Raw genomic sequence first — 22,128 nt, forward strand, 5'->3', positions numbered from 1 at the left:
AGACCACCAATGCGAGATCGTCCGCGTGCGCTCATGGCGATCGGCCTCGCGGTGGCGGCTTTCGCCGGGCTGGGCGCCGTGCGGCCGCAGGCGCCGACCGATCTCGATCGCTTCATGAGCGAGGTGCTCGCGCGCCGCGACGAGAACTGGAAGAAGCTGCAGCAGTACCTGCTCGACGAACGCGCTCGCATCCAACTGGTCGGTCCAACGGGCGTGCCGCTCTGGGGGGACGAACGCACCTTCACCTGGTTCATCCGCGACGGGTTCTTCGTTCGCAGTCCGCTCACCGCCAACGGGGTGGGTATTGCCGAGGCCGATCGCCGAAAAGCCGAGGACGACGACCTGAGACGATCGAGAGCCAGGGAGCGGGGCGGCTTGCCGGAGATACCGCCGCCGCGGGCGTTCGAGAGCGGGCCGCCGGCCGCGTCCGGTGACACGCCGGCAGGCCTCGGCGGGTTGCTTTCGCAGTCGCGGGCGCCGCAGTTCGTGGACAACGCCTACTTCCTGCGGTTCAAGTTCGAGGCCGGCACCTACGCGTTCGCCGGGCGCGAGACGCTCGGCGGCTCCGAGGTGCTCCGGATCGAGTACTACCCCCGCCGGCTGTTCTCGCACGAGCAGGACTCGCAGGACCGGCGACGCGCGGAGGGCCGGCGCGACGCCGGCGAAGACGTGGAAGCCGCGCGCGAGCGGATGATGAACAAGGCATCGCTCGTGACGCTCTGGGTGATTCCGGCGTCGCGCCAGATCGTCAAGTACACGTTCGACAACGTCGCGCTCGACTTCCTCCCGGCGTCGTGGCTGCTGCGCGTGACGAACCTCCAGGCGGGCATGACGATGACCGAGGCGTTCGCGGGGGTCTGGCTGCCGCACGAGATCTACCTGCGGCTCGGTGTTCTGCTGGCGCTCGGCCCGATCGATCTGCGGTACCACGTCGAGTACGGCAACTATCGCGAGGCGCGCGGCAGCGGGCGGCTGATGCCGTTGTCGGCGCCATGACGCGGCCGGGGACGGCAGTGGCCGCGCTCTTCGTCTGCCTTGCGGCGAGCGCGGCTGCGCTCGCGCAGCCGTCCGCGCCGTCCGGCGCCGGAAAGATCGTCGCCGGCGTTCGCGTCCACGGCAATCAACTGACGACCGAGAGCGAGGTGGTCGCGCTCGCCGGCCTGGCGATCGGCGCGCCTTTCCGCGCCGACACGATCGACCGCACCCGCGAGCGTCTCGAGTCGGCCGGGCGATTCCGCAGGGTGCAGGTGCTCGAGCGCTTCGCCTCCATCGACGATCCATCCCAGGTGCTCGTCGTCATCGTCGTGGACGAGGGGCCGTTGAGCGTCGTGGCGGATGATGACTCGGACGGCACGGTCCGGATCGCGCGCCGCCGGTTCGCCAACCTGCTGATTGCGCCGATTCTCGACGGAGAAGAAGGCTACGGCCTGACGTACGGCGTCCGGCTGGCGTGGATCGGCCTCGGCGGCGAGCGCGGCCGGCTCTCGGTGCCGCTCGCGTGGGGTGGATGGAAACGGGCCGGCCTCGAGTACGACCGGACGTTCGAGGCCGGGCCGCTGACGAGAGTGCAGATCGGCGCCGGCGTCGACAGCCGGCGGAATCCGGCGTTCGACGAGCCGGCCGACGCATCGGGAGGCTGGGCGCGGATCGAGCGCCGGGCGGGGCCCGTCAGGGTGGCGGCGCTGGCCGGATGGCGGCGTGTCCGGTTCGCCGAGCTGGACGATCGGGTTCGATCCGGCGGCATGGAAGTGGTGCTCGACACGCGGATCGATCCCGTGCTGCCCCGCGATGCGGCGTACGCGTCGTTCACGCTCGAGCGCCTGAGCGTGAGCGCGCGTGAGCCCGTGTGGCGGACGAGCCTCGACGCCCGAGGCTATCTCGGGCTCATGCGGCAGGCTGTCCTCGTGTCGCGCCTGCTGCACGACGACGCCAGCGGGCCGCTGCCGCCGTATCTTCAGCCGCTGCTCGGCGGCTGGTCCAGCCTGCGCGGGTTCACGCCGGGATCGTTCGTGGGCGATCGCCTGGTGGCCGGCTCGCTGGAACTGCGCGTGCCGCTCTCGTCGCCGTTGCGTCTGGGCCGGCTCGGCGTGAGCGCGTTCGTGGATGCGGGCACGACGTCGCGCTACGGCGACCGCCTGTTCGATCAGCCGCTCCACACCGGCGTCGGCGGCGCCGTGTGGTTCAGCGTCACGGCCATCCAGGCCGGCGTCGGCGTCGCCCACGCCGTCGGCGGCGGCACGCGCGCGACGTTCGGTGCGAGCCTCCGCTTCTGATTCCCGGCGCCACGCCGCGTCACGCGATCGCGACCGCCGTCGCGCCGCTCGAAGACGGCTGTTCGTCCGGCGACCGCCCGTCGGATCGCGCGGCAGCCGTGCCGACTCGCCTCCTCGTGCGCACGACGAGGCACGCGCGCGCGCCGCGGCGCGTCGATCGTCAAGAAAGGGCGCGCGTGAACGAGAATTTCTCTTATGATTGAGGCGCGACCTTGAGCACGAGCAGCCGTGTTACGCGCACGTGGCGCCCTGGCGATCCCTGGACGGTAACCGACGCGTCGGAGCTGTACGAGATCGATCGCTGGGGGAAAGGGTTCTTCTCGATCGGTCCCAACGGGCACGTCCGCGTCCACGCGACGCGGGATCCCGAGCGCGCGATCGATCTCAAGCAGCTCGTCGATCATCTCCAGTTGCGCGGCATCGGCCTGCCGATCCTGATCCGGTTCCGCGACATCCTGCGACAGCGGCTCGCCGACATCCACGGCGCGTTCCAGGCGGCGATCGCGCAGCACCAGTACGAAGGCCGGTACTTCTGCGTCTACCCGATCAAGGTCAACCAGCAGCGGCAGGTCGTCGAGGAAGTGCTCGACTTCGGGCGTCCGTACGAGTTCGGCCTGGAGGCCGGCTCCAAGCCCGAGCTGCTCGCGGTGGTGGCGATGGCGGGCAATGACACGCCGATCATCTGCAACGGGTTCAAGGACGCGGAGTTCATCGAGACGGCGATGCTCGCCCACAAGATGGGGCGGCGCATCATCCCGGTGGTCGAGAAGTACACCGAGCTCGGCCTGATCCTCGAGTACGCCCGCAAGGTCGGCGTGCGGCCGCAGATCGGCATGCGCGTGAAGCTCGCCGCGCGCGGCGGCGGCCGCTGGCAGTCCTCCGGCGGCTACCGGTCGAAGTTCGGGCTGACGGTGGCGGAGGTCCGGCAGGGCCTCGAGGAGCTGAAATCGTACGGCATGCAGGACTGCTTCAAGCTCCTGCACTTCCACCTCGGCAGCCAGATCCCGAACATCCGCATCGTCAAGGGCGCGCTCAACGAGGCCGCGCGCATCTACACCGAGCTCGTGCGCGAAGGCGCCGGCCTCGAGTACCTCGACGTCGGCGGCGGGCTCGGCGTGGACTACGACGGCTCGCAGACGAACTTCGAATCGAGCGTGAACTACACGCTCGAGGAGTACGCGAACGACGTCGTCTACCACATCCAATCGGTGTGCGACGATGCCGGCGTGAAGCATCCGACGATCGTGTCGGAGAGCGGCCGCGCGGTCGTGGCCTACCACAGCGTGCTCGTCTTCAACGTGCTCGGCGTGTCGGGTTTCGGCGAGGCCGAGATCCCGCCGAACGGCACGGGCGAGGACCTCGAGCAGCCGCTCGTCGATCTCAAGGAGACCTACCAGAACCTCACCGCGCGGAACGCGCTCGAGAGCTACCACGACGCACAGCAGGCGCTCGACATGGCGCTCAACCTGTTCAACGGCGGCTACCTGCCGCTCGGGCAGCGCTGCCAGGCCGAGACGCTCTACTGGGCCATCTCGGCCAAGCTCAAGCGCCTCGTGCAGCAGATGGAGGACGTGCCCGAGGACCTGCAGGGCCTCGACGACACGCTCGCCGACACGTACTTCTGCAACTTCTCGCTGTTCCAGTCGATCCCGGATTCGTGGGCCATCAAGCAGCTCTTTCCGGTGATGCCGATCCACCGGCTGAACGAGGCGCCCACCCGCCAGGCCATCCTCGGCGACATCACCTGCGACTCGGACGGGAAGCTCGACCAGTTCATCGATCGGCGCGACGTGAAGCGCACGCTCGCGCTCCACCCGTTCACGGGCGAGCCGTACTACATGGGCGTGTTCCTGGTCGGCGCGTACCAGGAGATCCTCGGCGACCTGCACAACCTCTTCGGCGACACCCACGCCGTGCACGTCAGCCTCGACGCCGGCGGCAACGTCGTCCTCGAATCGGTCATCAAGGGCGACACGGTCCGAGAGGTGCTCGACTACGTGGAGTTCGACGCCGACACGCTCGTGCAGAAGCTGCGCGACGGCGTGGAGGCCGCGGTCCGCGAGGGACGCATGGACTACGAGGAGTCGGGGCGGCTACTCCGCTTCTACGAAGACGGCCTCCACGGCTACACGTACCTCGAAGACCCGAGCGAGCGGTAAGCGAATCCGCTGCGGGTGATGTCCCGGCGCGCTTCCATCCGACGAGCCAGCCTCATCGCCGCCGCCCTCGCAGGAGTCGCCGCGATCGTCATCGCCGCAACCGGCGGCATTGCGGTCTCGCCGCTCGGCATCCGCATCACGGCGCGCGACCCGGTGCGTCCGCTCTACGTCGCAGCCGCGGCCCTGCTCGTGTACTTCCTGGCCGGCGGAAGCATCGGGCTCGCGGTGGCCGGTGGAACGAGATTCGTCCGCGCGGCGCTCGGCGGCGCGAGACGCCGGCTGCGCGCGATTCGTCCCGCTGCCGCGGCGGCCGTGCTCGCGGCGGCGGTCACGGCCGTGGCCTGGATCTGGGGCACGAAAGCCGTGGGCGGCGCGGATTCGTACGGGTATCTGAGCCAGGCCGAGCTGTGGCTGCACGGTCTTCCCAGAGTGGAACAGCCGTTCGTTCGCGACGTGCCGTGGCCCGACGCGCTCGATACGTTCACGCCGCTGGCCTATCGCCCCGCACCCGACTCGCCGCCCGGCGACGGCAGTTGGGCCTGGACGCTCGTGCCCATCTACTCCGCCGGCCTCCCGCTGATTCTCGCTGCCGCCAAGCTGATGGGCGGAACGCAGGCGATGTTCATGGTCGTGCCGGTGCTCACCGGCGTGCTCGTGCTCCTCACGTTCCACCTCGGCCGCGCGATCGTCTCCGACGCCGCGGGGCTCATCGCCGCGTGGCTCGTCGCCACGAGCCCGGCCGTGTTGTTCATGATGATGACGACGATGACGGACGTGCCGGTGGCGGGGGTCTGGGCACTGGCCTCGTGGCTCGTCGTCAGAGATACCGGCGCGTCCGCGTTCGGCGCGGGGCTCGCGTCGGCGGTCGCCGTGTTGATCCGGCCGAATCACGTCGTGCTGGTCCCGGCCCTCGGGATGTTCTACGCGCTCGGGCTCGCCGATCGACGGACGCGCGCGGCGAGCCTGCGGCGCGGGGCGCTGTTCTCGGCGGGAATGCTCCCCGGCGTCGTGGCCGTTGCCGCGATCAACACCGCGCTGTACGGCAGCCCGGGACGGTCCGGATATGGCAACCTGGACGGGCTCTTCTCGGCGGCGTTCGTGTGGCCGAACGCGAGGAACTACGTGGGCTGGCTCGTCGAGACCCAGACCTGGCTGCCGGTCGCTGGCCTGCTCGCCTTGTGTCTGCCGGTGCTGCGCGTGTGGCCGCGCACGTCGTGGCGCGCGGTGACGACGCTCGCGCTCTTCGTGGGCGCGCTGTGGGGGCACTACCTGCTGTATGCGGTGTGGGATGCGTGGTGGTACCTGCGCTTCCTGATCGCCTCGTGGCCGATGATCATGGTCGGCACCGGCGCGCTGCTCGTGGGATTCATGCGATGGCGGCCGGCGCTGACGACGCCGCTCATCGTCGCCGGCGTGTTCGGGCTCGGCGTGTGGCAGGTCTCGGTGGCGGAGTCGCGCAGCACGTTCGACCTCTGGGAAGGCGAGCGCCGGTACGTCGTCGCTGCGCAGATGGTCAGGCGGCTCACCGATCGCAACAGCGTGATTGTCTCGGGGCAGCACAGCGGGCCCGTGCGGTTCTACGGCAGCCGGATGTCGATGCACTTCGACGCGTTTCCGCCGGACGTGGACGGCGCGATCGACTGGCTGCTGCGGCACGGCGCGCACCCGTATCTACTGCTCGAGCCGTGGGAGCTGGACGTCGTGCAGCAGAGGTTTCGCGGCCATCGTGCCGAGGCTGCGCTCCGCAACCCGCTCGCGGTCTATCGTGATCCCGGCTCGTTGTACCTGTTCGATCTCGATCCCGGGGCGAGCCACGCGGACACAGAGGTGATCACGGGCACGTACCGGGATCTCTGGGCGGTCGGCAAAGCGCCGGATCCGAGGCTCGTCTTCCAGCCATGACGTTGGATCATCGTCGATCGAATGTGGGGCGCTGGGCGATCGTCGCGGCCTTCTACGCGCTCGTGGCTGGCGCGTACGGCTGGCCGGTGATCCGGGGCTTCGGCACGATGCTGCCGAACGATCTCGGCGATCCCGCGCTGCTGACGTGGACGATCTGGTGGAACGCGCAGGCCGTGCCGCTCACCGAACGGTGGTGGAACGCGCCGATGTTCTACCCGATCTCCGGGGCTCTGGCGTTGTCCGAGACGCTCCTTGGGCTCGCGCCGCTGACGACGCCCCTGCAGTGGATGGGTCTCGATCCGGTTGCGACCTACGACGCGATGTTCCTGTTCTCCTACTTCGCGGCCGCGATGGGTGCCCACCTGCTCGCCTGGCAGATCACCCGCCGCCACGACGTGGCGCTCGTCGCCGGCCTCGCCTACGGGTTCAGCCCCTACCGGACAGCGCAGATCGCACACCTCCAGGTTCTCGCGTCCTGGTGGATGCCGCTCGCCCTGGCGTCGCTGCACCGCTATGCCGAGCGGGGCAGGCGTCTCTCGCTCGTGGTCTTCGGCGTGTGCTGGATGCTCAACGGGCTGACGAACGGCTACTTCCTCATGTACTTCGCCGTGCTGGCGGGTCTCTGGTCTCTCTGGTTCCTGCGCACGCGGCGGCAGTGGATCGAGGTCGGGATCGCGGCGATGGCGGCGTCGCTGCCGTGGGTGCCGCTGCTCGCTGGCTATACCGGCATCCAGCGCGGCATGGGGCTCGAACGGACACGCGGCGAGATCGAGTCGTTCAGCGCGGACCTCACCGCGATCTGGGCGACGTCGTCACACAGTTGGGTGCCGCATCACTGGACCGTGCTGCCTCGACCCGAAGGCGAGCTCTACCCGGGGATTGCGGTCGCCGCGCTCGTCGTGGTCGCGGGCATCCTCGCGTGGCGGCGCCATGGACGCTGGGCGCCGCACGTGGGACGCGGGCTGATGGCGTTCGGTGTGGCCATCCTGCTGGCCGCGGCGCTCGTCTGGCTGACCGGCGGCGTGCAGTTCAGGCTGCTCGGCGTGCCCGTGTCGGTGACGAAACCGCATCGCCTCGTGGGCGCGGGCCTCTGGCTGCTCGCCGCGGCGGTGATGCGCGATCGCCGCTGGCGCGACGGATGGAGGCGCCGATCGGCGTTTCTGTTCTACGTCGCCGCCGCCGCTGTCACGATCGCCTTCGCGATCGGGCCGGTCGGCCACGTGTTCGGCGCGCGATTCATGGACAAGGCGCCGTACTTCTGGCTCATGCAGTTGCCCGGCGGCGATGCGCTACGGGTGCCCGCCCGCTTCGGCATGCTCTTCGTGCTGTGTGCCTCCCAGGCGGCGGCGCTCGCACTCGCGCGGTTCACGCCGGCCGGCGCGCGCGCCTGGCAGGTGGCCGGTATCGCGTTCGTCGTGGCGGCAGACGGGTGGGCGCCGCGTCTGCCGACGGCTGCCGTGCCCGACGCCTACATGTTGTCGGCCGTGGAGCGATCGGTTCCGGTGATCGAACTGCCGACGCGGGACCTGTACGACGACACGACCGCGATGCTGCGCGCCATGGTGCACGGGCATCCGCTCGTGAACGGGTTCAGCGGCTACTACCCGTCCCACTACTGGCCGCTGCAGGCGGGTCTCGTCGCCGGCGACGAGACCGCCCTGCAGGCGATGAGGCAGTTCGGACCGCTGCTCGTGGTGGTGGACGCCCGGCGCGACGAGAATCGGCGGTGGGTCGAGCTGGTCGAACGGCTGCCTGGAGTTCAGGCCGGACGTCCGAGCGCGGTCGGTCCCGTGTTCCTGTTGTCGCCACAGCGGGTTCCGGCGTGGCAGCCGGTGCAGCGAACGCCCGTGATGCCCATCGCCGCCATCAGCGCGACGGAGAACGCGAGCGAGATCGAGCGAGCGATCGACGGCCGTCTGGATACGTACTGGGAGAGCAAACGCGCGCAACAGCCGGGCAATCGCGTCGTCCTCACGTTCGACCCGCCGCAGGAGGTGACCCGTGTCGAGATGGACTTCGCGGCGCGCGCGCACGAGTATCCGCGACGCCTGCAGGTCGGGGTGGCGGAAGGTGACGAGACGCCACGCGAAATCTGGAGCGGAGGGTTGGCCGGTCCCACCCTGCTCGCGACGTACGAAGACCGCCGCCGGACGACCGTCGGCGTCGATCTGCCGGCGCCGGTGCGGGCTCGTCACCTCTATCTGACGTTGACCGGCGCGACGGTGGATTCGATGTGGTCGATGGCGGAAGTACGAGCGATCGGCCGGTCGCCGGAGAATTGATCGATGACGCCATTCTCGAGCCTGCGCGCGCGGGCGAAGCAACTGTCGTTCGTGCTCGGCATCGCCGCCTTCGGCTGGGCAGCAGTGCTCTTCGCCGTCGGCCACGGCATCGACGTGTCGATCGTCGGCCATCTCGTCTTCACCACGAACGAGCCGCGGCGGCCGCTGATCGCCGGCGTCCTGCTGTTGCTGATCTTCCGGCTGCTCGGCGGCGATCTCTCGGGAACCATCAGGCGGCTCTTCGCCGCCGTCGAGCGGTTGGGTGACGGGCGTTTCTGGCCGTCCAACGCGGTGCTCGTCGGCGTGATGGCGCTCTACGTCGGCGCGGTTGGCGTCGTCAACGGCGCCAAGGTCGCGGGCGGCGCCGACTCCTACGGCTATCTCAGCCAGGCCGAGCTGTGGCTGCAGGGCGATCTCGTCGTCGAGCAGCCGTTCGTCGGCGGCATGCCGTGGCCCAACCGGGCCTGGAGCTTCTCGCCGCTCGGGTACCGTCCTCAGGAGGGCGCTCCCGACGGCACGCTCGTGCCCGGCTACTCGATCGGCCTGCCGCTGCTGCTCGCCGGGGCGAAGCGCATCGGCGGACACGACGCGATGTTCCTCGTCGTGCCGTTGCTCGGCATGCTGCTCATCGTGTCCACCTACGGCATCGGCCGGGCGGTCGCCTCGCCGTTTGCCGGGCTGGCGGGCGCGTGGCTCCTCGCGACGAGCCCGGCGATCATCTTCTGGGTCGTCGCCACGATGACCGACATCCCCGTGGCGGCGTTCATCACGGCCGGCGTGTGGGCGATGCTCGGCAGGTCCGGGTGGCGTGCGATGGGCGCCGGCCTGCTGTTCGGCGCCGCCGTCGTCATCCGGCCGAACCTCGTGTTCCTCGCGGCGATCGCCGGGCTGCACTACGTGATTCGGGGCATCGAGCGGGACCGGCGCAGGCAGGCCGTCCGCGACGCGGTGCTGTTCGCGTCGGGGGTGGCGCCGTTCGTCGCGGCCGTCGCGATCGTCAATGCCCATCTCTTCGGCTCACCGCTCGTATCGGGATACGGACGGCTGACCGATTCGCTCGCGGCGGCCCACTTCCTTCCCAATCTCGAGCTCTACCTGTCGTGGATGGTGGAGTCGCAGACGGTGCTGTCGCTCATCGGGCTCGCGGCCGTGTTCCTTCCATCGCGGGCGCTCTGGGCGGGCGCCCGTGAGCGGCACGTGCTCGTGCTCATCGCGCTCATGGTGGCGAGCCTGTGGGCGTTCTACTGCCTCTACCTCGTGTTCGAGGCGTGGTGGTACGTGCGGTTCCTGCTCGCATCGTGGCCGCCGATCGTGCTCGGCATCGGCACGGTCGCCGCGCTGGCCGCGCGGACGTTCGAGCCGTGGGGACGTCGCGTCGCCGTCGTCGTGCTGCTCGGCGCCGGCGTGGCGCAGTACCACACGTTCCACACGGAGGAGGCCTTCAACCTGTGGGAAGGGGAGCGGCGGTACATCCGCGCCGCGTCGCTCGTCCGCAGCCTGACGGATCAGAACAGCGTCGTGCTCGCGATGCAGCACAGCGGAAGCCTTCGCTACTATGGGGGGCGGATGACGATGCGGTACGACAACGTGCCACGCGAGTGGATCGATCGCGCCGTCGAGTGGTTGACCGCGCGCGGCTGCCGCGTCGTGTTCGCCGGCGAGTCGTGGGAGCGCGACAAGTTCCTCGAGACGTTCGCCGGCACGCGCGCGGCCGACGCGCTGGGGCAGTCGCCGCTCGCCATCTACCTGGACCCGGGCGAGTTCTACGTGTTCGACGTGTCCTCTCCGCCCGGGCCCGATCACATCCCTCGTCGCCTCACGGGCGTGGATCCGTCCGTCTGGACCGACCCGCCCGTTCCAGCGCCCCGTCTGTCGATCCTCGATGACCGCCGCTGACCGGCGGCGCCCCTGGGCGGCATTCGCGGCGCTCTACACCGCGATCGTGCTGGTGTACGCGTGGCCGCTGCTCCCCGAGATCTCCGCGGCGCTGCCGAAGGACCCCGGCGATCCCGCTCTCAACGCGTGGATTCTCTGGTGGAACTCGCAGGCCGTCCCGCTGACGGACGGCTGGTGGAACGCGCCGATCTTCTTTCCGATTCGAGGCGCGCTCGCGCTCTCGGAGACGCTGCTCGGCTTGACCCCGCTGACCACGCCGCTGCTGTGGCTGGGGGCGAGCCCGGTCACGACGTACAACATCGCGTTCCTGATCTCGTATCCCGCGAGCGCCCTGGCGATGCACGCGCTCGCCTACCGGCTGACCGGCCGGCACGACGCCGCGCTGCTCGCCGGCCTCGCCTACGGATTCCACCCGTACCGCGTCTCGCAGATTCCGCACCTGCAGATGCTCTGGGCGTTCTGGATGCCGCTCTGCCTCTGGGCGCTGCACGGCTATCTCGACACGCGGCGTTGGCGGGCGCTCGCGATGGCGGGTGGTGCCTGGCTCTTGAACGGGCTGACCTGCGGCTACTACCTCGCCTACTTCGCGGTGCTCGTGGCGTGCTGGATGCTGTGGTTCGCTCGCACGCGGCGCGACTGGCAGGCGGTGGGCGGCGCGCTCGCATGTGCGTCGCTGTGGCTCGCGCCTCTGCTGTGGGGCTACCGGCGGTATCAGCGCGCACTCGGCGTCTCCCGTCCCGTCGAAGAGATCCAATCGTTCAGTGCCGACGTCTCGGCGTTCTGGGCCGCTCACGAGAAGGTGTGGCTGCCGGCGCACTGGACCTGGACGCCCCGGCCGGAAGCCGAGCTCTATCTCGGCGTCGTCATCGTGCTGCTCACCGTGATCGGCGCGCTGGTCTCGTGGCATCGGCATCGGACGGCAGGCCGCCGCTGGCCGGCGCTCGTGCCCGCAATCGCCGGCCTCGTGCTGGCGGCCGCCGCCGCGTCGGCGTGGAACGGCGGATGGAGGACGTCCATCGCCGGCGTCGCAATCTCGCTGACGCGTCCCGTCAGAACGTTCGGCATCGCCATCTGCCTGCTCGTCTTCGCTGCACTCGTCGATCCCCGGCTTCGGGCGGCGTGGCGGCGCCGATCGCCTCTCGTCTTCTATGCCGCTGCAACCCTCGTGATGGGCGTCTTCGCGCTCGGCCCGTCGGCCCATGCGTTCGGGACCTTGTGGCTGCACGACGCGCCGTACTCGTGGCTCATGGCGCTGCCGGGCGGCAACGCGCTCCGCGTGCCGGCGAGGTTCGGCATGCTGTGCGCGCTCTGTCTCTCCACTGCCGCCGCCGTTGGCTTCAGCCGCGTCGCCCGCACGCGCGCGGCGAGGCCGATCGCCGCGGCGATCGGCCTGGCGATCCTGGCCGACGGCTGGATGCCGGACTTCACGATCGCGCCACTGTCCCCCGCGACGGTGACCGCGCCCGGAGAAGACCGCGGCCTGCCGCTGCTCGAGCTGCCGATGGAGAACGTGTTCAGCGACACGGCGGCGATGCTTCGATCGACGATGCACCGGCATCCGTTGATCAACGGGTTCAGCGGCTACGCCCCCGCGCACTACGGTGTGCTGCAGCACGCGCTCACCGTGGGCGATGACGCCGCTCTGGAGGCGTTCCAGCGCGGCGGTCCGTTGCTCGTCGCCGTGGATCGCTCGCGCGATCCCGCGGGCCGCTTCGTCCGATTCGTCGAGGAAGTGCCGGGGGTGCGCGAGGTGGCGCGCACCCCGCTGGGCCCGCTGTTCCGTCTGCCGGCCGTCGCCGAGCCGCCCGCCGAGACGGGCGTCTTCGAGCTGCCGATCTCGTACGTGGATGCGTCGAACTACCTGCGCCTCGAGGCGATGCTCGATCGCGATCTGCGCACGATCTGGCAGACCGGCGGCCCACAGCGCGCCGGCGACCAGGTGATCGTCGTGTTGGACCGGCCGATGACCGTCGCGCGGTTCGAGCTGGATCTCGGCGGGTCCAGGTTGGAGTACCCGCGCGAGCTCGAAGTCGATCTCGCCGAGCCTGGGCATCCCCCCGTCCGGCTCTGGGACGGACGCACTGCCGGTCTCGCGATCCTGGGCGCGCTGAACGACCAGGCGCGGATGACGATGGCGATCCCCGTGTCGGCGCGCGGCCGGCGGTTCACGTTCACGCTCCGGCAGGGCGCCGACTACGCCTGGTCGATCGCGGAGCTTCGCGCGTTCGGCACCCCCCAGTAGGCCGGCCGCCCGAGCCCATTGGTATACGATCATCGGCCGTGAAGCTGTCGATCGTGATGCCCGCCTACAACGAGCGGGCCACCATCCGCGAGATCGTGGACGCCGTCCTGGCGGTGAAGCTCGAGCACATCGAGAAGGAGCTCATCATCGTCGACGACGGGTCGGTGGATGGCACGCGGGACATCCTGCGTGAGCTGGACGGCCGCAACGGCGTCCGCGTGCTGCTCCAGCCGCAGAACTTCGGGAAAGGCGCTGCGGTCGGCCGCGGGTTCCGCGAGGCGACCGGCGACATCGTCCTGATCCAGGACGCCGACCTCGAGTACGATCCCGGCGAGTACCCCGTCCTGCTGAAGCCGATCCTCGATCGAAAGGCCGACGTCGTCTACGGGTCGAGGTTCCTCGGCACGGCGAGCGGTCATCGGGTGCTGTACTTCTGGCACTCCGTCGGCAACTGGCTGCTGACGCTCTTGTCGAACATGATCACGGACCTCAACCTCACCGACATGGAGACCTGCTACAAGGCGATGACGGGCGAGGTCGCGAAGAAGCTCGACCTGCAGTCGCAGCGCTTCGGTGTGGAGCCGGAGATCACCTGCAAGGTCAGCCGGCTCGGCGTGCGCATCTACGAAGTGCCGATCTCCTATCACGGCCGGACGTACGCGGAAGGCAAGAAGATCGGGTTCAAGGACGCCGTGCAGGCCGTCTGGACCTTGTTGCGCTATGCGAGGTGGACGCCATCGTAGCGTTTCGTCTTTTGCGCGATGAGCATTCTCCGCAACGTCTTGATCGCCGCCGCATCGCTCGCGTACTTCCAGCACATCTGTCGTGTGTCCTCATGGAGGCTGCCGGTGGACGGCCTCGGCACCTGGCTGGACTCCTACTTCATCAACTTCCTGCTGGAGCACTGGTACCTGAGCCTCCCGCACCCGTGGACCGCGGCCTCGCCGCCGATGTACTTCCCGGTGCAGGGCACGCTGGGGTACTCACACGGGCTGATTCTCTTCGTGCCGTTCTACAGCCTGGCGCGCCTGTGGTACGAGCCGTTTCAAGCCAACACGCTGATGCTCCTGCTGGTGCTCGAAATCGGCGCGCTGTGCCTCTACGGCGTGCTGCGCCGGCACCTGAAGCTCGGCGTCGTGAGCGCTGCGGCGCTCTCGATGCTGTTCATCACGTCGCAGAACATCGTCAACCACACGCTGGCGTTGTGGAACCAGCGCGCGTCGGTGTACCTCGTGCCGCCTGTCGTGTGGATGGCGATCGAAGCGACGCGGCATCCCGGCCGCACCGGCGATGCCCTGGCGTTCCTCTCCGCCTGTGCGGCGGTGCTGCTGTTCGTCCAGGACTTCTACACCGCCGCGTTCGCGGCCCTGCTGGGCGGGCTGATGCTCGCCGGCGTCGCGGTCCATGAGCGATCGACGATGTCGGCGGACATCGGCGGCGTGTGGCGGGAAGTGCGCCGCGGCCTGCACGCACGTCCGGCCACGCGTGCCGACCGGCGCTGGCTCATGGCGGCGCTCGCCTGCGCCGCGGCCGCGCTCATCGTCGCGGTCGCGCCGCTCGATCGCACGCTGATCGGGCCGTTTCGGCTGTCGGCCAGGAACCCGATCCGCGCCGTGCAGCTCGCCGTGCTGTTCGCTGCCGTGGCGCTGCGATACCCCATCCGGAACGCCGTCAGGGCGACGGTGCAGTTGCTGGCCGTCTCCTACCGAATACCACTCCGCCGCCTCGCGGCCATCGTGGTAGGCGTCGCGGTCGGCTCGGCGATCTTCGCCTGGATCTACCTTCCGACCTACCGGGAGCACCGGGCGTTTCCAGACGAGCATCTCTGGGCGATGCTCACGCGCGTCGAAAGGATTCCTTGGCTGGATCCGCCGGCCTTGCTCCGCACGTTCATCGTGTACGAGAGCGCGCGGACGTTCGGGCTCGCCGTCGTGCTCGCGGCGATGGTCTCGCTGCCCGGCACCAGCCGATTCAGCCGGTTCATCGCGTGGTGGTTCGTCGGCGTGTCGGCGATCGCCGCTGCCGCGCCGCTGGCCGTCGGCGGCGTGTCGGTGTGGCAGGTCTTGTTCGGATGGATGCCCGGGCTCTCGATCATCCGCGACCCGACGCGAATCATCTACCTGTACGAGCTGATGGCCGTGCTCGTCGCCGGCGTGCTCCTGTCACGTGAGTCACGGCGGCTGGTGCGCTTCGGCGTCACCGCGGTGGCGCTGGTGATGGTCGTGACGGGCTGGAACGCACGTCAGCTTCCGTTCGATCGGCGTGCCGACGTGTTCGAGCGATGGGTCGAGGCCCCCATCGCGATTTCGTCGTCGTGCCGCAGTTTCTACGTGAAGGGCGCCTCGCCGGAGTACATGGCGCGATTCGACAACAGGTGGGGTCAGTACGCGATCGACGCGGGCTTCATCGCGCTACGGTCCGGGCTGCCCACCTTGAACGGCTACAGCGCATGGCAGCCGACCGGCTGGAACCTCGCGAATCCGCAGCAACCTGGCTACCTCGCGCACGTCAGCGACTGGATCGAGCAGCAACGGCTGACCGATGTCTGCGAACTGGACATCGACCGTCGGGTCATGAGACCGATCGAATGACCGCCGTGCTCGGCGTCTGACGGTCTCGGACGTGCGAGGAGGAGTCGGGGTGGTACGGGCCAGCGGTCAGGACGCGACCGCGACCATCGCCGGCCGGAGGACCTCGCCGCCGATCAGGTAGCCCGGCCGGATCACGCCGGTGATTCGGCCGGGCGGTGCCGAGTCATCCGCGGGCGTGCTGGCCACCGCCTCGTGCACGGCCGGATCGAACGGCTGGCCGATCGGATCGATCCTCGCGATCCCGAGGCCGTCGAGCACGTTCAGGAACTGCTGCCGGACGAGGGAGACCCCCTGGACGAAGGGCTCGTCGGTGCGGCCGGAGGCCGCGGCGAGCGCACGATCGAGGTTGTCGAGCACCTCCAGGAAGCCGCCGAGCATCGCCCGGCGGCCGCGCTCGACGTCCTTCGCGACCTCTTTCCGGAGCCTGGCGCGCGCCTGCTCGAACTCGTCGGTCGCGCTCCGATATCGCGCCAGCAACTGCTGCAGCTCGCTGTCCTTGGCCGCGAGCCGGGCCTCCAGCTCCTCGACGTAGGTGGGCTTCAGGCTGCCGGGGGCGGTGTCGCCGCCCGCCTCCTCGCCACGTACCCAGAACCGGCGATCGGTGACCTTCAACTCAGACATCGACATCTGGCAATCTGCGCCCCAAACGGCGGTTTGCTACCTGGCCTGGTAGTCGAAGGTCAGCCTGTCGTCGGCGACGCCGATCGTGACGGTGCCGCCGTGCTCGAGCTTGCCGAAGAGCAGCTCGTCGGTGAGCGGATCGCGGACCTCGCGCTGGACGACGCGGGCGAGCGGGCGCGCGCCGTAGACCGGGTCGTAGCCTTTCGCGGCGAGCCAGGTCCGCGCCTCCGGCGTGAGCGTGATCGCCACGTGCTTCTCGGAGAGCTGCGCCTCGAGCTGCAGGATGAACTTCTCGACGATGGTCTCCATCACGTCGGGCGAGAGGCGGCCGAAGGTGACGATCGCGTCGAGCCGGTTGCGGAACTCAGGTGAGAACACCCGCTCGAGCGCCGCGCGCGATTTGCCCTCCGCCGCCCGGCGCGCGCCCTCGTCGCCGCCCGAGACGCGCTCGGAGAACCCGATGCTCTGCGCGCTCAGCTCGCGGGAGCCGGCATTGGACGTGAGGATGAGCACGACGTTCCGGAAGTCGGCTTTCCGGCCGGTGTTGTCGGTGAGCGTCGCGTGGTCCATCACCTGGAGCAGGATGTTGTAGATGTCCGGGTGCGCCTTCTCGATCTCGTCGAGCAGCACGACGCTGTACGGGTGCGTGCGCACGGCGTCGACGAGCAGGCCGCCTTGCTCGAAGCCGACGTAGCCCGGCGGCGCGCCGATGAGCCTGGCCACGGCGTGCTTCTCCATGTACTCGCTCATGTCGTACCGGATGAACTCGTTGCCGAGCTGGATCGCGAGCTGCTTTGCGAGCTCCGTCTTGCCCACGCCCGTCGGCCCGGTGAAGAGGAACGAGCCGGCCGGGCGCTCCGGCGCGCCGAGCCCCGCGCGCGACCGCTTGATGGCCTGGGCCACCAGGTGGACCGCTTCCTTCTGACCGAACACCACCCGCTCGAGCGACTCCTCGAGCGTCCGAAGTCGCTCGCGATCGGACGATGACGCCTGGCGGGCCGGGATGCGCGCCACGCGGGCGACCGTGACCTCGATCTCTGGCGCGTCCACGACGGACGCCTTCGACAAGCGCGCCACCGCGCCGGCTTCGTCCATCAGATCGATCGCGCTGTCGGGCAACCGGTAGTCGCGCAGGTGCCTGGCGGCGAGCCGCGCGGCCGCCTCGAGCGCCGCCTCGGTGTAGGTGACGTCGTGGTGCTCCTCGTAGCGGCTGCGGAGGCCGGTGAGGATCCTGACGGTTTCCTCGATCGACGGCTCGTCGATCACGATCCGCTGCAGCCGGCGGGCGAGCGCGCGGTCCTTCTCGATCTGCTTGAACTCTTCGAACGTCGTCGACCCGATGATCCGCAGATCGCCCGCCGTGAGGATCGGCTTGATCATCGTCGCCAGGTCCATCGTGCCGCCGGCCGTGGCGCCGGCGCCGACGGTCGAGTGGATCTCGTCGATGAACAGGATGGCGCGAGGCCGCGCGCCGAGCGCGCGGATGATGGCCTTGAACCGCTCCTCGAAGTCGCCGCGGAACCGCGTGCCGGCGAGCAGCGCGCTCGAATCCAGCGAGAACACCTCGGCGTCCTTCAGCGGCTCCGGCACGTCCTCGGACAGCAGCTTCGCCGCCAGGCCTTCGGCCATGGCGGTCTTGCCGACGCCGGCTTCGCCGACGAACACCGGGTTGTTCTTGCGGCGGCGGCAGAGAACTTCGATTGTGCGCTGCAGCTCCTCGGTCCGCCCGATGAGCGGATCGAGCAGACCCATCCGCGCGCGGTCGGTGAGGTTCTGGCAGTACGCCGCGAGCGGATCGCGCGGCGAGGCGCCGCCGTCGGCATCGGGCGAGGGCGTCTCGCCGGAGCGGGCGCCGGCGGCATCCGCGGAGGCCGCGTGCGTGATCCCGTGCGAGATGTACTCGAGGATGCGCAGCCGCGTGACGCCTTCCGCCTCGAGCACGCGCGCGGCCTGCGACTTCGGCTGGAGCAGAATGGCCGCGAGGATGTCGCCGGCGTTGACCTCGGCCCGCTGCGCGCTCTGCACGTGGAGCACGGCGGTGGACAGCACGCGCTTGAAGGCTGCGGTCTGGTCCGGTTCGCGCTCCTGGCCGCGGCGCAGTTGCTCGACGGACGAGTCGAGGTAGTCGTTGAGCTCGCGGCGGAGGCGCGGCAGGTCGGCGCCGCACGCCTCGAGAATCCGCTCGCCCTCCGGATCGTGCGCGAGCGCGTAGAGCAGGTGCTCGAGCGTCAGATACGCATGCCGGCGCGCGACCGCCTCGCGGTACGCGATGGTGAGCACGATTTCGAGCGAAGCGGAGAACACGAGGCCCTCGTCCGATTATACGGAACGCTACGCTTCTTCGGTGACGGCCTTCAGCGGGTAGCCGGCGGTCCGCGCCAGCGAGACGACGGTCTCCGCCTTCGTCTCGGCGACCTCCCACGGATAGAGCCCGGCGATGCCGCGGCCCGTCGTGTGGACGAGCATCATGATGCGGTAGGCTTCGGCCGGCGTCTTCTGGAAGACCGACATCAGCACTTCCACCACGAACTCCATCGTCGTGTAGTCGTCGTTGAGCAGCACGACCTTGTAGAGGAGCGGCTCGCGCTTCTCGGTCTTGATGCGCTCCTTGACGGCGTCGCCGGTCTCGGTCATGGCGTGCTCTGCATCTTCTCCAGCACGCGCTCCAGTTGCCGCAACTGCTCGCCGTACGTGCTCCAGTCGCCTTCGCGCTGCGCCTTCACGGCGTTCTCGTAGTGCTGCTTGGCCTCTGCCGCCAGCGCGCCGAGCGTGCTCGCCGCCTGGCCCGGCGGCCGGACGACGCCCTCGACCTCGGGACCGACGTCGGGTGCTTCGATCACCGACGTGGCCGTGCTCGACAGCAGATCCGGCGCCAGCGCGGCCGCCACGCTGCGGCCGAAGATCTGTGAGAGCGCCTGCGTCAACGTGACGTCCATGACGATCCGGCTCTGATAGGCGACGATCACGCGCTTGAGCTCGGGAATGCTGCTCTGCGGGGACCGCAGGTAGAGCGGCTGCACGTAGAGCAGCGACTCCTTGATCGGGATGACGAGCAGGTTGCCCCAGATCACCTCGGAGCCCTGCTGGTTCCACAGCGTGATCTGCGGCGAGATCACCTGGTCCTGCTTGATGCGGCCCACGACCTGGCGCGGGCCATAGACGATCTTCTGCTTCGGGAACTGGAACACCTGGAGGCGGCCGTAGTGCTCGCCGTCGCTCCGCGCCACCATCCACGCGGCGAGGTTGTCCTTCGCCCGCGGCGTGAACGGCAGCATCTGGATGAACTCCGTGCTCTTGCCGCCCGGCAGCGTCATCACCGTGTAGTACGGCTGCATCGGCGTGCTGCCCTGCTGCGCGGCGTCGAGCACGGGCCACTGCCACTGGTCTTCCTTGTTGTAGAAGACCGTCGGGTTGGTCATGTGGTACGTCTGGTAGACCTGCGCCTGCGTCCGGAACAGCTCCTCGGGGTACCGCACGTGGCGCCGCAGCTCCGGCGGCATGGCCGACAGCGGCTCGAGCACGCCCGGGAAGATGCGGTCGATCGTCTGCGCCAGCGGATCGTCCGGATCCGACAGGTAGAACGCCACCGTGCCGTTGTACGCGTCGGTGACGATCTTGACGGAGTTGCGGATGTAGTTGAGCTCGGACGCCGGACGCTGCCGCGGCGTCGAGTACGGGTAGTTCGACGTCGTCGTGTACGCGTCCTGGATCCAGAAGATCCGGCCGCCGCTCAGCACCGGGTAGGGATCGAAGTCGTACGACAGGAACGGCGCGAGCACCTTCACCCGCTCGGCGATCTGCCGGTGGAACATGATGCGGCTCTCGCGGGTGATCTGGTTGCTCACGAGGATGTCGGTGCTGCCGAAGCGGATCGCGAAGAGCATCCGGCGCGCCAGCGAGCCCACCGGGACGCCGCCCGTCCCCTCGTACGTCGTCGTCGCGTAGCCCACGTCCGCCGACGCGCCGCCCTCACCGCGCGGGTAGTCGAACTCCGGCTGCCGCGTGTTCACGAGCACGTAGCCCGCCGTCAGCTCGCCGTAGTACACGCCCGGGCGATCGACCCGCAGATCCACCGTCGACACCGGCGGAATGTCGCGGATGAACAGCACGGGCAGCCCTTCCGGCGCGGTCACCTGGTTGACCGGCCCGAGCGTCAGGCCGTAGCCGTGCGTGAACGTCAGCCGCTCGTTGACGAACGACGGGTTCGGCATGCTCTCGGTGTTCAGCTCGCGCACCGACAGCATCACCTGGCGCAGCTTGCCGTCGATCGTGTAGCGGTCGTTGTCCACGTTCACGAAGTCGTAGTACGTCCGGATCTCCTGGATCTGGCCGAAGGTCTGCAGCAGCGGGCCGTGATCCCAGAGCCGCACGTTCTCGATCGTGCCGGCGTTCTCGACGATGTCGGCCGCCGTCAGCTCGGCGTCGCCCGACAGCTCGCGCTCCTCCACGCGGTCGATCGCATAGGCCCGGCGCGTTGCCGCGATGTTGTGCTCGATGAACGGCCGCTCCACGTTCTGCTCGTTCGGCCGGACGATCAGGCGCTGGACGATGCTGGCGTAGACGCCGCCGGCAATCGAGACGAGGAGGTAGAGGCTGAGAGCGAGCGGCACCAGCCAGCCTCGGCCGCCGACGCCGTGCCACACGGCCAGTCCGGCGCCCACGACGAGGACGGCCACCGACGCCCAGAGGAAGGGCATCGTGGCGTGCACGTCCGCGTACGAGGCGCCGAACGCCACGGCCGAGTCGGTGGGCGTCAAGAGCATCGCCGGGATGTCCAGCCAACTGCCCCAGGCCATCAGCAGGAAGACCAGCGCGAGCAACGCCGCCAGGTGGCGGCGCGCCGACGGGGCGAGCCGCACGCGCGGCCACGAGGCGGCTCCCGGCCGCGACTCGAGGACGAAGTTGCCGCTCAGCACGTAGGAGGCGAGACAGCCGACGAGCGCCAGGATGAAGAGGAACAGCAACTGCTGCTGTAGCGTCTGGTAGACCGGCAGCCGGAACACGTAGAAGCCGACATCGCGCCCGAAGAGCGGGTCGCGATCGCCGAACGGCGCCGCGTGGAAGAACGACAGCCAGCGCAGCCAGTTCGACGCCCCGGCGATGCCGAGCAGCAGAGCCACGCCCGCGGCGATCGGAACGGCCAGCCCGCCCACGTCCTGGCTACCCAAAGTGACGGGCCGTCCGCCGACGTCGATGATCATGCGCGGGCGCGAGCCCGCCCGCCGCCGCGCGAGTTGCAGGTTGAACGAGAGGATGGAGAAGGCCACCGCGAACGTGGCGGCGAAGACGAACGTCTGGGCCCGGAGCGTCCGCGTGAAGATCTGCTCGTAGCCGAGCTCCCGGAACCACAGCCAATCCGTGTAGTAGCCGGTGGCCGACGGCACCACCAGCAGAGCGACGACGATCAGCAGCAGGAATCCCGGCAGGCCCCGCAGCCTCATGACGGCCTCCTCACAGATCCCACAACCTTATCATGTGGGTTCGGGCGGCCCGCCGTGCGACGATGGCGCCGCTCGGAGGAGGACGCATCGTGCTTGCCGTCGGATCCGTCGCGCCAGATTTCACGCTGCCCAATCAACATCGTCAGAACGTGACCTTGTCGAGCTTTCGCGGCCGCCGCCACGTCGTCGTCGCCTTTCACCCGCTGGCGTTCACGCCCATCTGCAACGCGCAGGGGCAGTCCTACGAGCGGGAGCGCGCGGCGTTCGACGCGCTCGACGCCCACGTGCTCGTGATCAGCAGCGATGCCGGACCGTCGAAGAAAGCCTGGGCCGACTCGATCGGGCTCTCGTACGACGCGCTGAGCGACTTCCATCCCCAGGGCGCCGTCGCGGCCCGCTACGGCGTGCTGCGCGACGACGGGCTGGCCGAGCGATCCGTGTTCCTGGTGGACAAGGACGGCGTGGTCCGCTGGGCGAAGGTGTATGGGATGGAGGGCCATCCCGACGTGAACGACGTGCTGGATGCGCTGCGGGCACGTCCGCCGCGTCCTGCACGGAATGCCACGTGACCTGGCCAGCCAACCCGTCGCGCCGGCACGGCGGCCGTGCGACGGCGACCGCAAACACTCGTGGCACGGCCACGCGATCGTTGCGGTACCGTCAGCGCGCGATCGGGCCGGCGAGCACCCCGCTCGTGCGGAGCGCGACGACCCGATCCTCC

14 protein-coding genes are annotated in these 22,128 nt (G+C 69.4%); 10 read left to right on the forward strand and 4 right to left on the reverse strand.

Annotated elements, in window-relative coordinates:
• The first annotated feature begins 9 nt into the window (after positions 1-9).
• The 9 genes from IT184_17605 (at position 10) to IT184_17645 (ending at position 15,345) form a co-directional block, all read left to right on the forward strand.
• Positions 10-996 carry a hypothetical protein gene (locus tag IT184_17605; protein ID MCC7010630.1) on the forward strand — a complete coding sequence of 329 codons (987 nt, stop codon included), beginning with the start codon at positions 10-12 and terminating at the stop codon, positions 994-996.
• Positions 993-2,273, forward strand: coding sequence for a BamA/TamA family outer membrane protein (locus IT184_17610; protein MCC7010631.1), 1,281 nt, complete (start codon positions 993-995; stop codon positions 2,271-2,273). The genes IT184_17605 and IT184_17610 overlap by 4 nt, the downstream gene beginning before the upstream one ends.
• Positions 2,274-2,485: 212 nt before the next feature.
• On the forward strand, positions 2,486-4,432 hold the full coding sequence (speA, locus tag IT184_17615) for a biosynthetic arginine decarboxylase (protein MCC7010632.1): 1,947 nt from the start codon (positions 2,486-2,488) through the stop codon (positions 4,430-4,432).
• A gap of 18 nt (positions 4,433-4,450) precedes the next feature.
• On the forward strand, positions 4,451-6,334 hold the full coding sequence (locus IT184_17620; protein MCC7010633.1) for a glycosyltransferase family 39 protein: 1,884 nt from the start codon (positions 4,451-4,453) through the stop codon (positions 6,332-6,334).
• Complete coding sequence (locus tag IT184_17625; GenBank protein ID MCC7010634.1) at positions 6,331-8,616, forward strand: hypothetical protein; 2,286 nt, start codon at positions 6,331-6,333, stop codon at positions 8,614-8,616. The genes IT184_17620 and IT184_17625 overlap by 4 nt, the downstream gene beginning before the upstream one ends.
• A gap of 3 nt (positions 8,617-8,619) precedes the next feature.
• Positions 8,620-10,512, forward strand: coding sequence for a glycosyltransferase family 39 protein (locus IT184_17630; GenBank protein ID MCC7010635.1), 1,893 nt, complete (start codon positions 8,620-8,622; stop codon positions 10,510-10,512).
• Positions 10,499-12,754 (forward strand): hypothetical protein, encoded by a 2,256-nt coding sequence (locus tag IT184_17635; GenBank protein ID MCC7010636.1) that lies wholly within the window; start codon positions 10,499-10,501, stop codon positions 12,752-12,754. The genes IT184_17630 and IT184_17635 overlap by 14 nt, the downstream gene beginning before the upstream one ends.
• 56 nt (positions 12,755-12,810) lie before the next feature.
• Positions 12,811-13,497 (forward strand): glycosyltransferase family 2 protein, encoded by a 687-nt coding sequence (locus IT184_17640; GenBank protein ID MCC7010637.1) that lies wholly within the window; start codon positions 12,811-12,813, stop codon positions 13,495-13,497.
• Between the two features lie 18 nt (positions 13,498-13,515).
• On the forward strand, positions 13,516-15,345 hold the full coding sequence (locus IT184_17645) for a hypothetical protein (GenBank protein ID MCC7010638.1): 1,830 nt from the start codon (positions 13,516-13,518) through the stop codon (positions 15,343-15,345).
• Positions 15,346-15,411: 66 nt separating this feature from the next.
• Here the strand turns inward: IT184_17645 and IT184_17650 are convergent, their stop codons facing one another.
• The 4 genes from IT184_17650 to IT184_17665 are packed head-to-tail and all read right to left on the reverse strand — an operon-like array spanning position 15,412 to position 21,407.
• On the reverse strand, positions 15,412-15,972 hold the full coding sequence (locus tag IT184_17650) for a nucleotide exchange factor GrpE (protein MCC7010639.1): 561 nt from the start codon (positions 15,970-15,972) through the stop codon (positions 15,412-15,414).
• A gap of 30 nt (positions 15,973-16,002) precedes the next feature.
• A complete protein-coding gene (gene clpA, locus IT184_17655) occupies positions 16,003-18,270 on the reverse strand; it encodes an ATP-dependent Clp protease ATP-binding subunit ClpA (GenBank protein MCC7010640.1) in 2,268 nt (755 codons plus the stop codon).
• Positions 18,271-18,297: 27 nt separating this feature from the next.
• Positions 18,298-18,600 (reverse strand): ATP-dependent Clp protease adaptor ClpS, encoded by a 303-nt coding sequence (locus IT184_17660; GenBank protein ID MCC7010641.1) that lies wholly within the window; start codon positions 18,598-18,600, stop codon positions 18,298-18,300.
• Positions 18,597-21,407, reverse strand: a complete 2,811-nt coding sequence (locus tag IT184_17665) for a UPF0182 family protein (protein MCC7010642.1) — start codon at positions 21,405-21,407, stop codon at positions 18,597-18,599. Before IT184_17665 ends, IT184_17660 begins: the two co-directional genes overlap by 4 nt.
• 89 nt (positions 21,408-21,496) lie before the next feature.
• Here IT184_17665 and IT184_17670 point away from each other — a divergent pair, with 89 nt between their 5' ends.
• Positions 21,497-21,976, forward strand: a complete 480-nt coding sequence (locus IT184_17670; protein ID MCC7010643.1) for a redoxin domain-containing protein — start codon at positions 21,497-21,499, stop codon at positions 21,974-21,976.
• Positions 21,977-22,128: the final 152 nt, after the last annotated feature.

It is taken from the genome of Acidobacteriota bacterium, assembly GCA_020853395.1.
Lineage (GTDB): Bacteria > Acidobacteriota > Vicinamibacteria > Vicinamibacterales > SCN-69-37 > JADYYY01.

Bases quoted from the DNA above. Each gene is read 5' to 3' on its own strand.
- IT184_17605 (MCC7010630.1), top strand. From the start codon at position 10: ATGCGAGATCGTCCGCGTGCGCTCATGGCGATCGGCCTCGCGGTGGCG.
- IT184_17610 (MCC7010631.1), top strand. From the start codon at position 993: ATGACGCGGCCGGGGACGGCAGTGGCCGCGCTCTTCGTCTGCCTTGCG.
- IT184_17620 (MCC7010633.1), top strand. From the start codon at position 4,451: ATGTCCCGGCGCGCTTCCATCCGACGAGCCAGCCTCATCGCCGCCGCC.
- IT184_17625 (MCC7010634.1), top strand. From the start codon at position 6,331: ATGACGTTGGATCATCGTCGATCGAATGTGGGGCGCTGGGCGATCGTC.
- IT184_17630 (MCC7010635.1), top strand. From the start codon at position 8,620: ATGACGCCATTCTCGAGCCTGCGCGCGCGGGCGAAGCAACTGTCGTTC.
- IT184_17635 (MCC7010636.1), top strand. From the start codon at position 10,499: ATGACCGCCGCTGACCGGCGGCGCCCCTGGGCGGCATTCGCGGCGCTC.
- IT184_17640 (MCC7010637.1), top strand. From the start codon at position 12,811: ATGCCCGCCTACAACGAGCGGGCCACCATCCGCGAGATCGTGGACGCC.
- IT184_17645 (MCC7010638.1), top strand. From the start codon at position 13,516: ATGAGCATTCTCCGCAACGTCTTGATCGCCGCCGCATCGCTCGCGTAC.
- IT184_17650 (MCC7010639.1), bottom strand. From the start codon at position 15,972: ATGTCGATGTCTGAGTTGAAGGTCACCGATCGCCGGTTCTGGGTACGT.
- IT184_17660 (MCC7010641.1), bottom strand. From the start codon at position 18,600: ATGACCGAGACCGGCGACGCCGTCAAGGAGCGCATCAAGACCGAGAAG.
- IT184_17665 (MCC7010642.1), bottom strand. From the start codon at position 21,407: ATGAGGCTGCGGGGCCTGCCGGGATTCCTGCTGCTGATCGTCGTCGCT.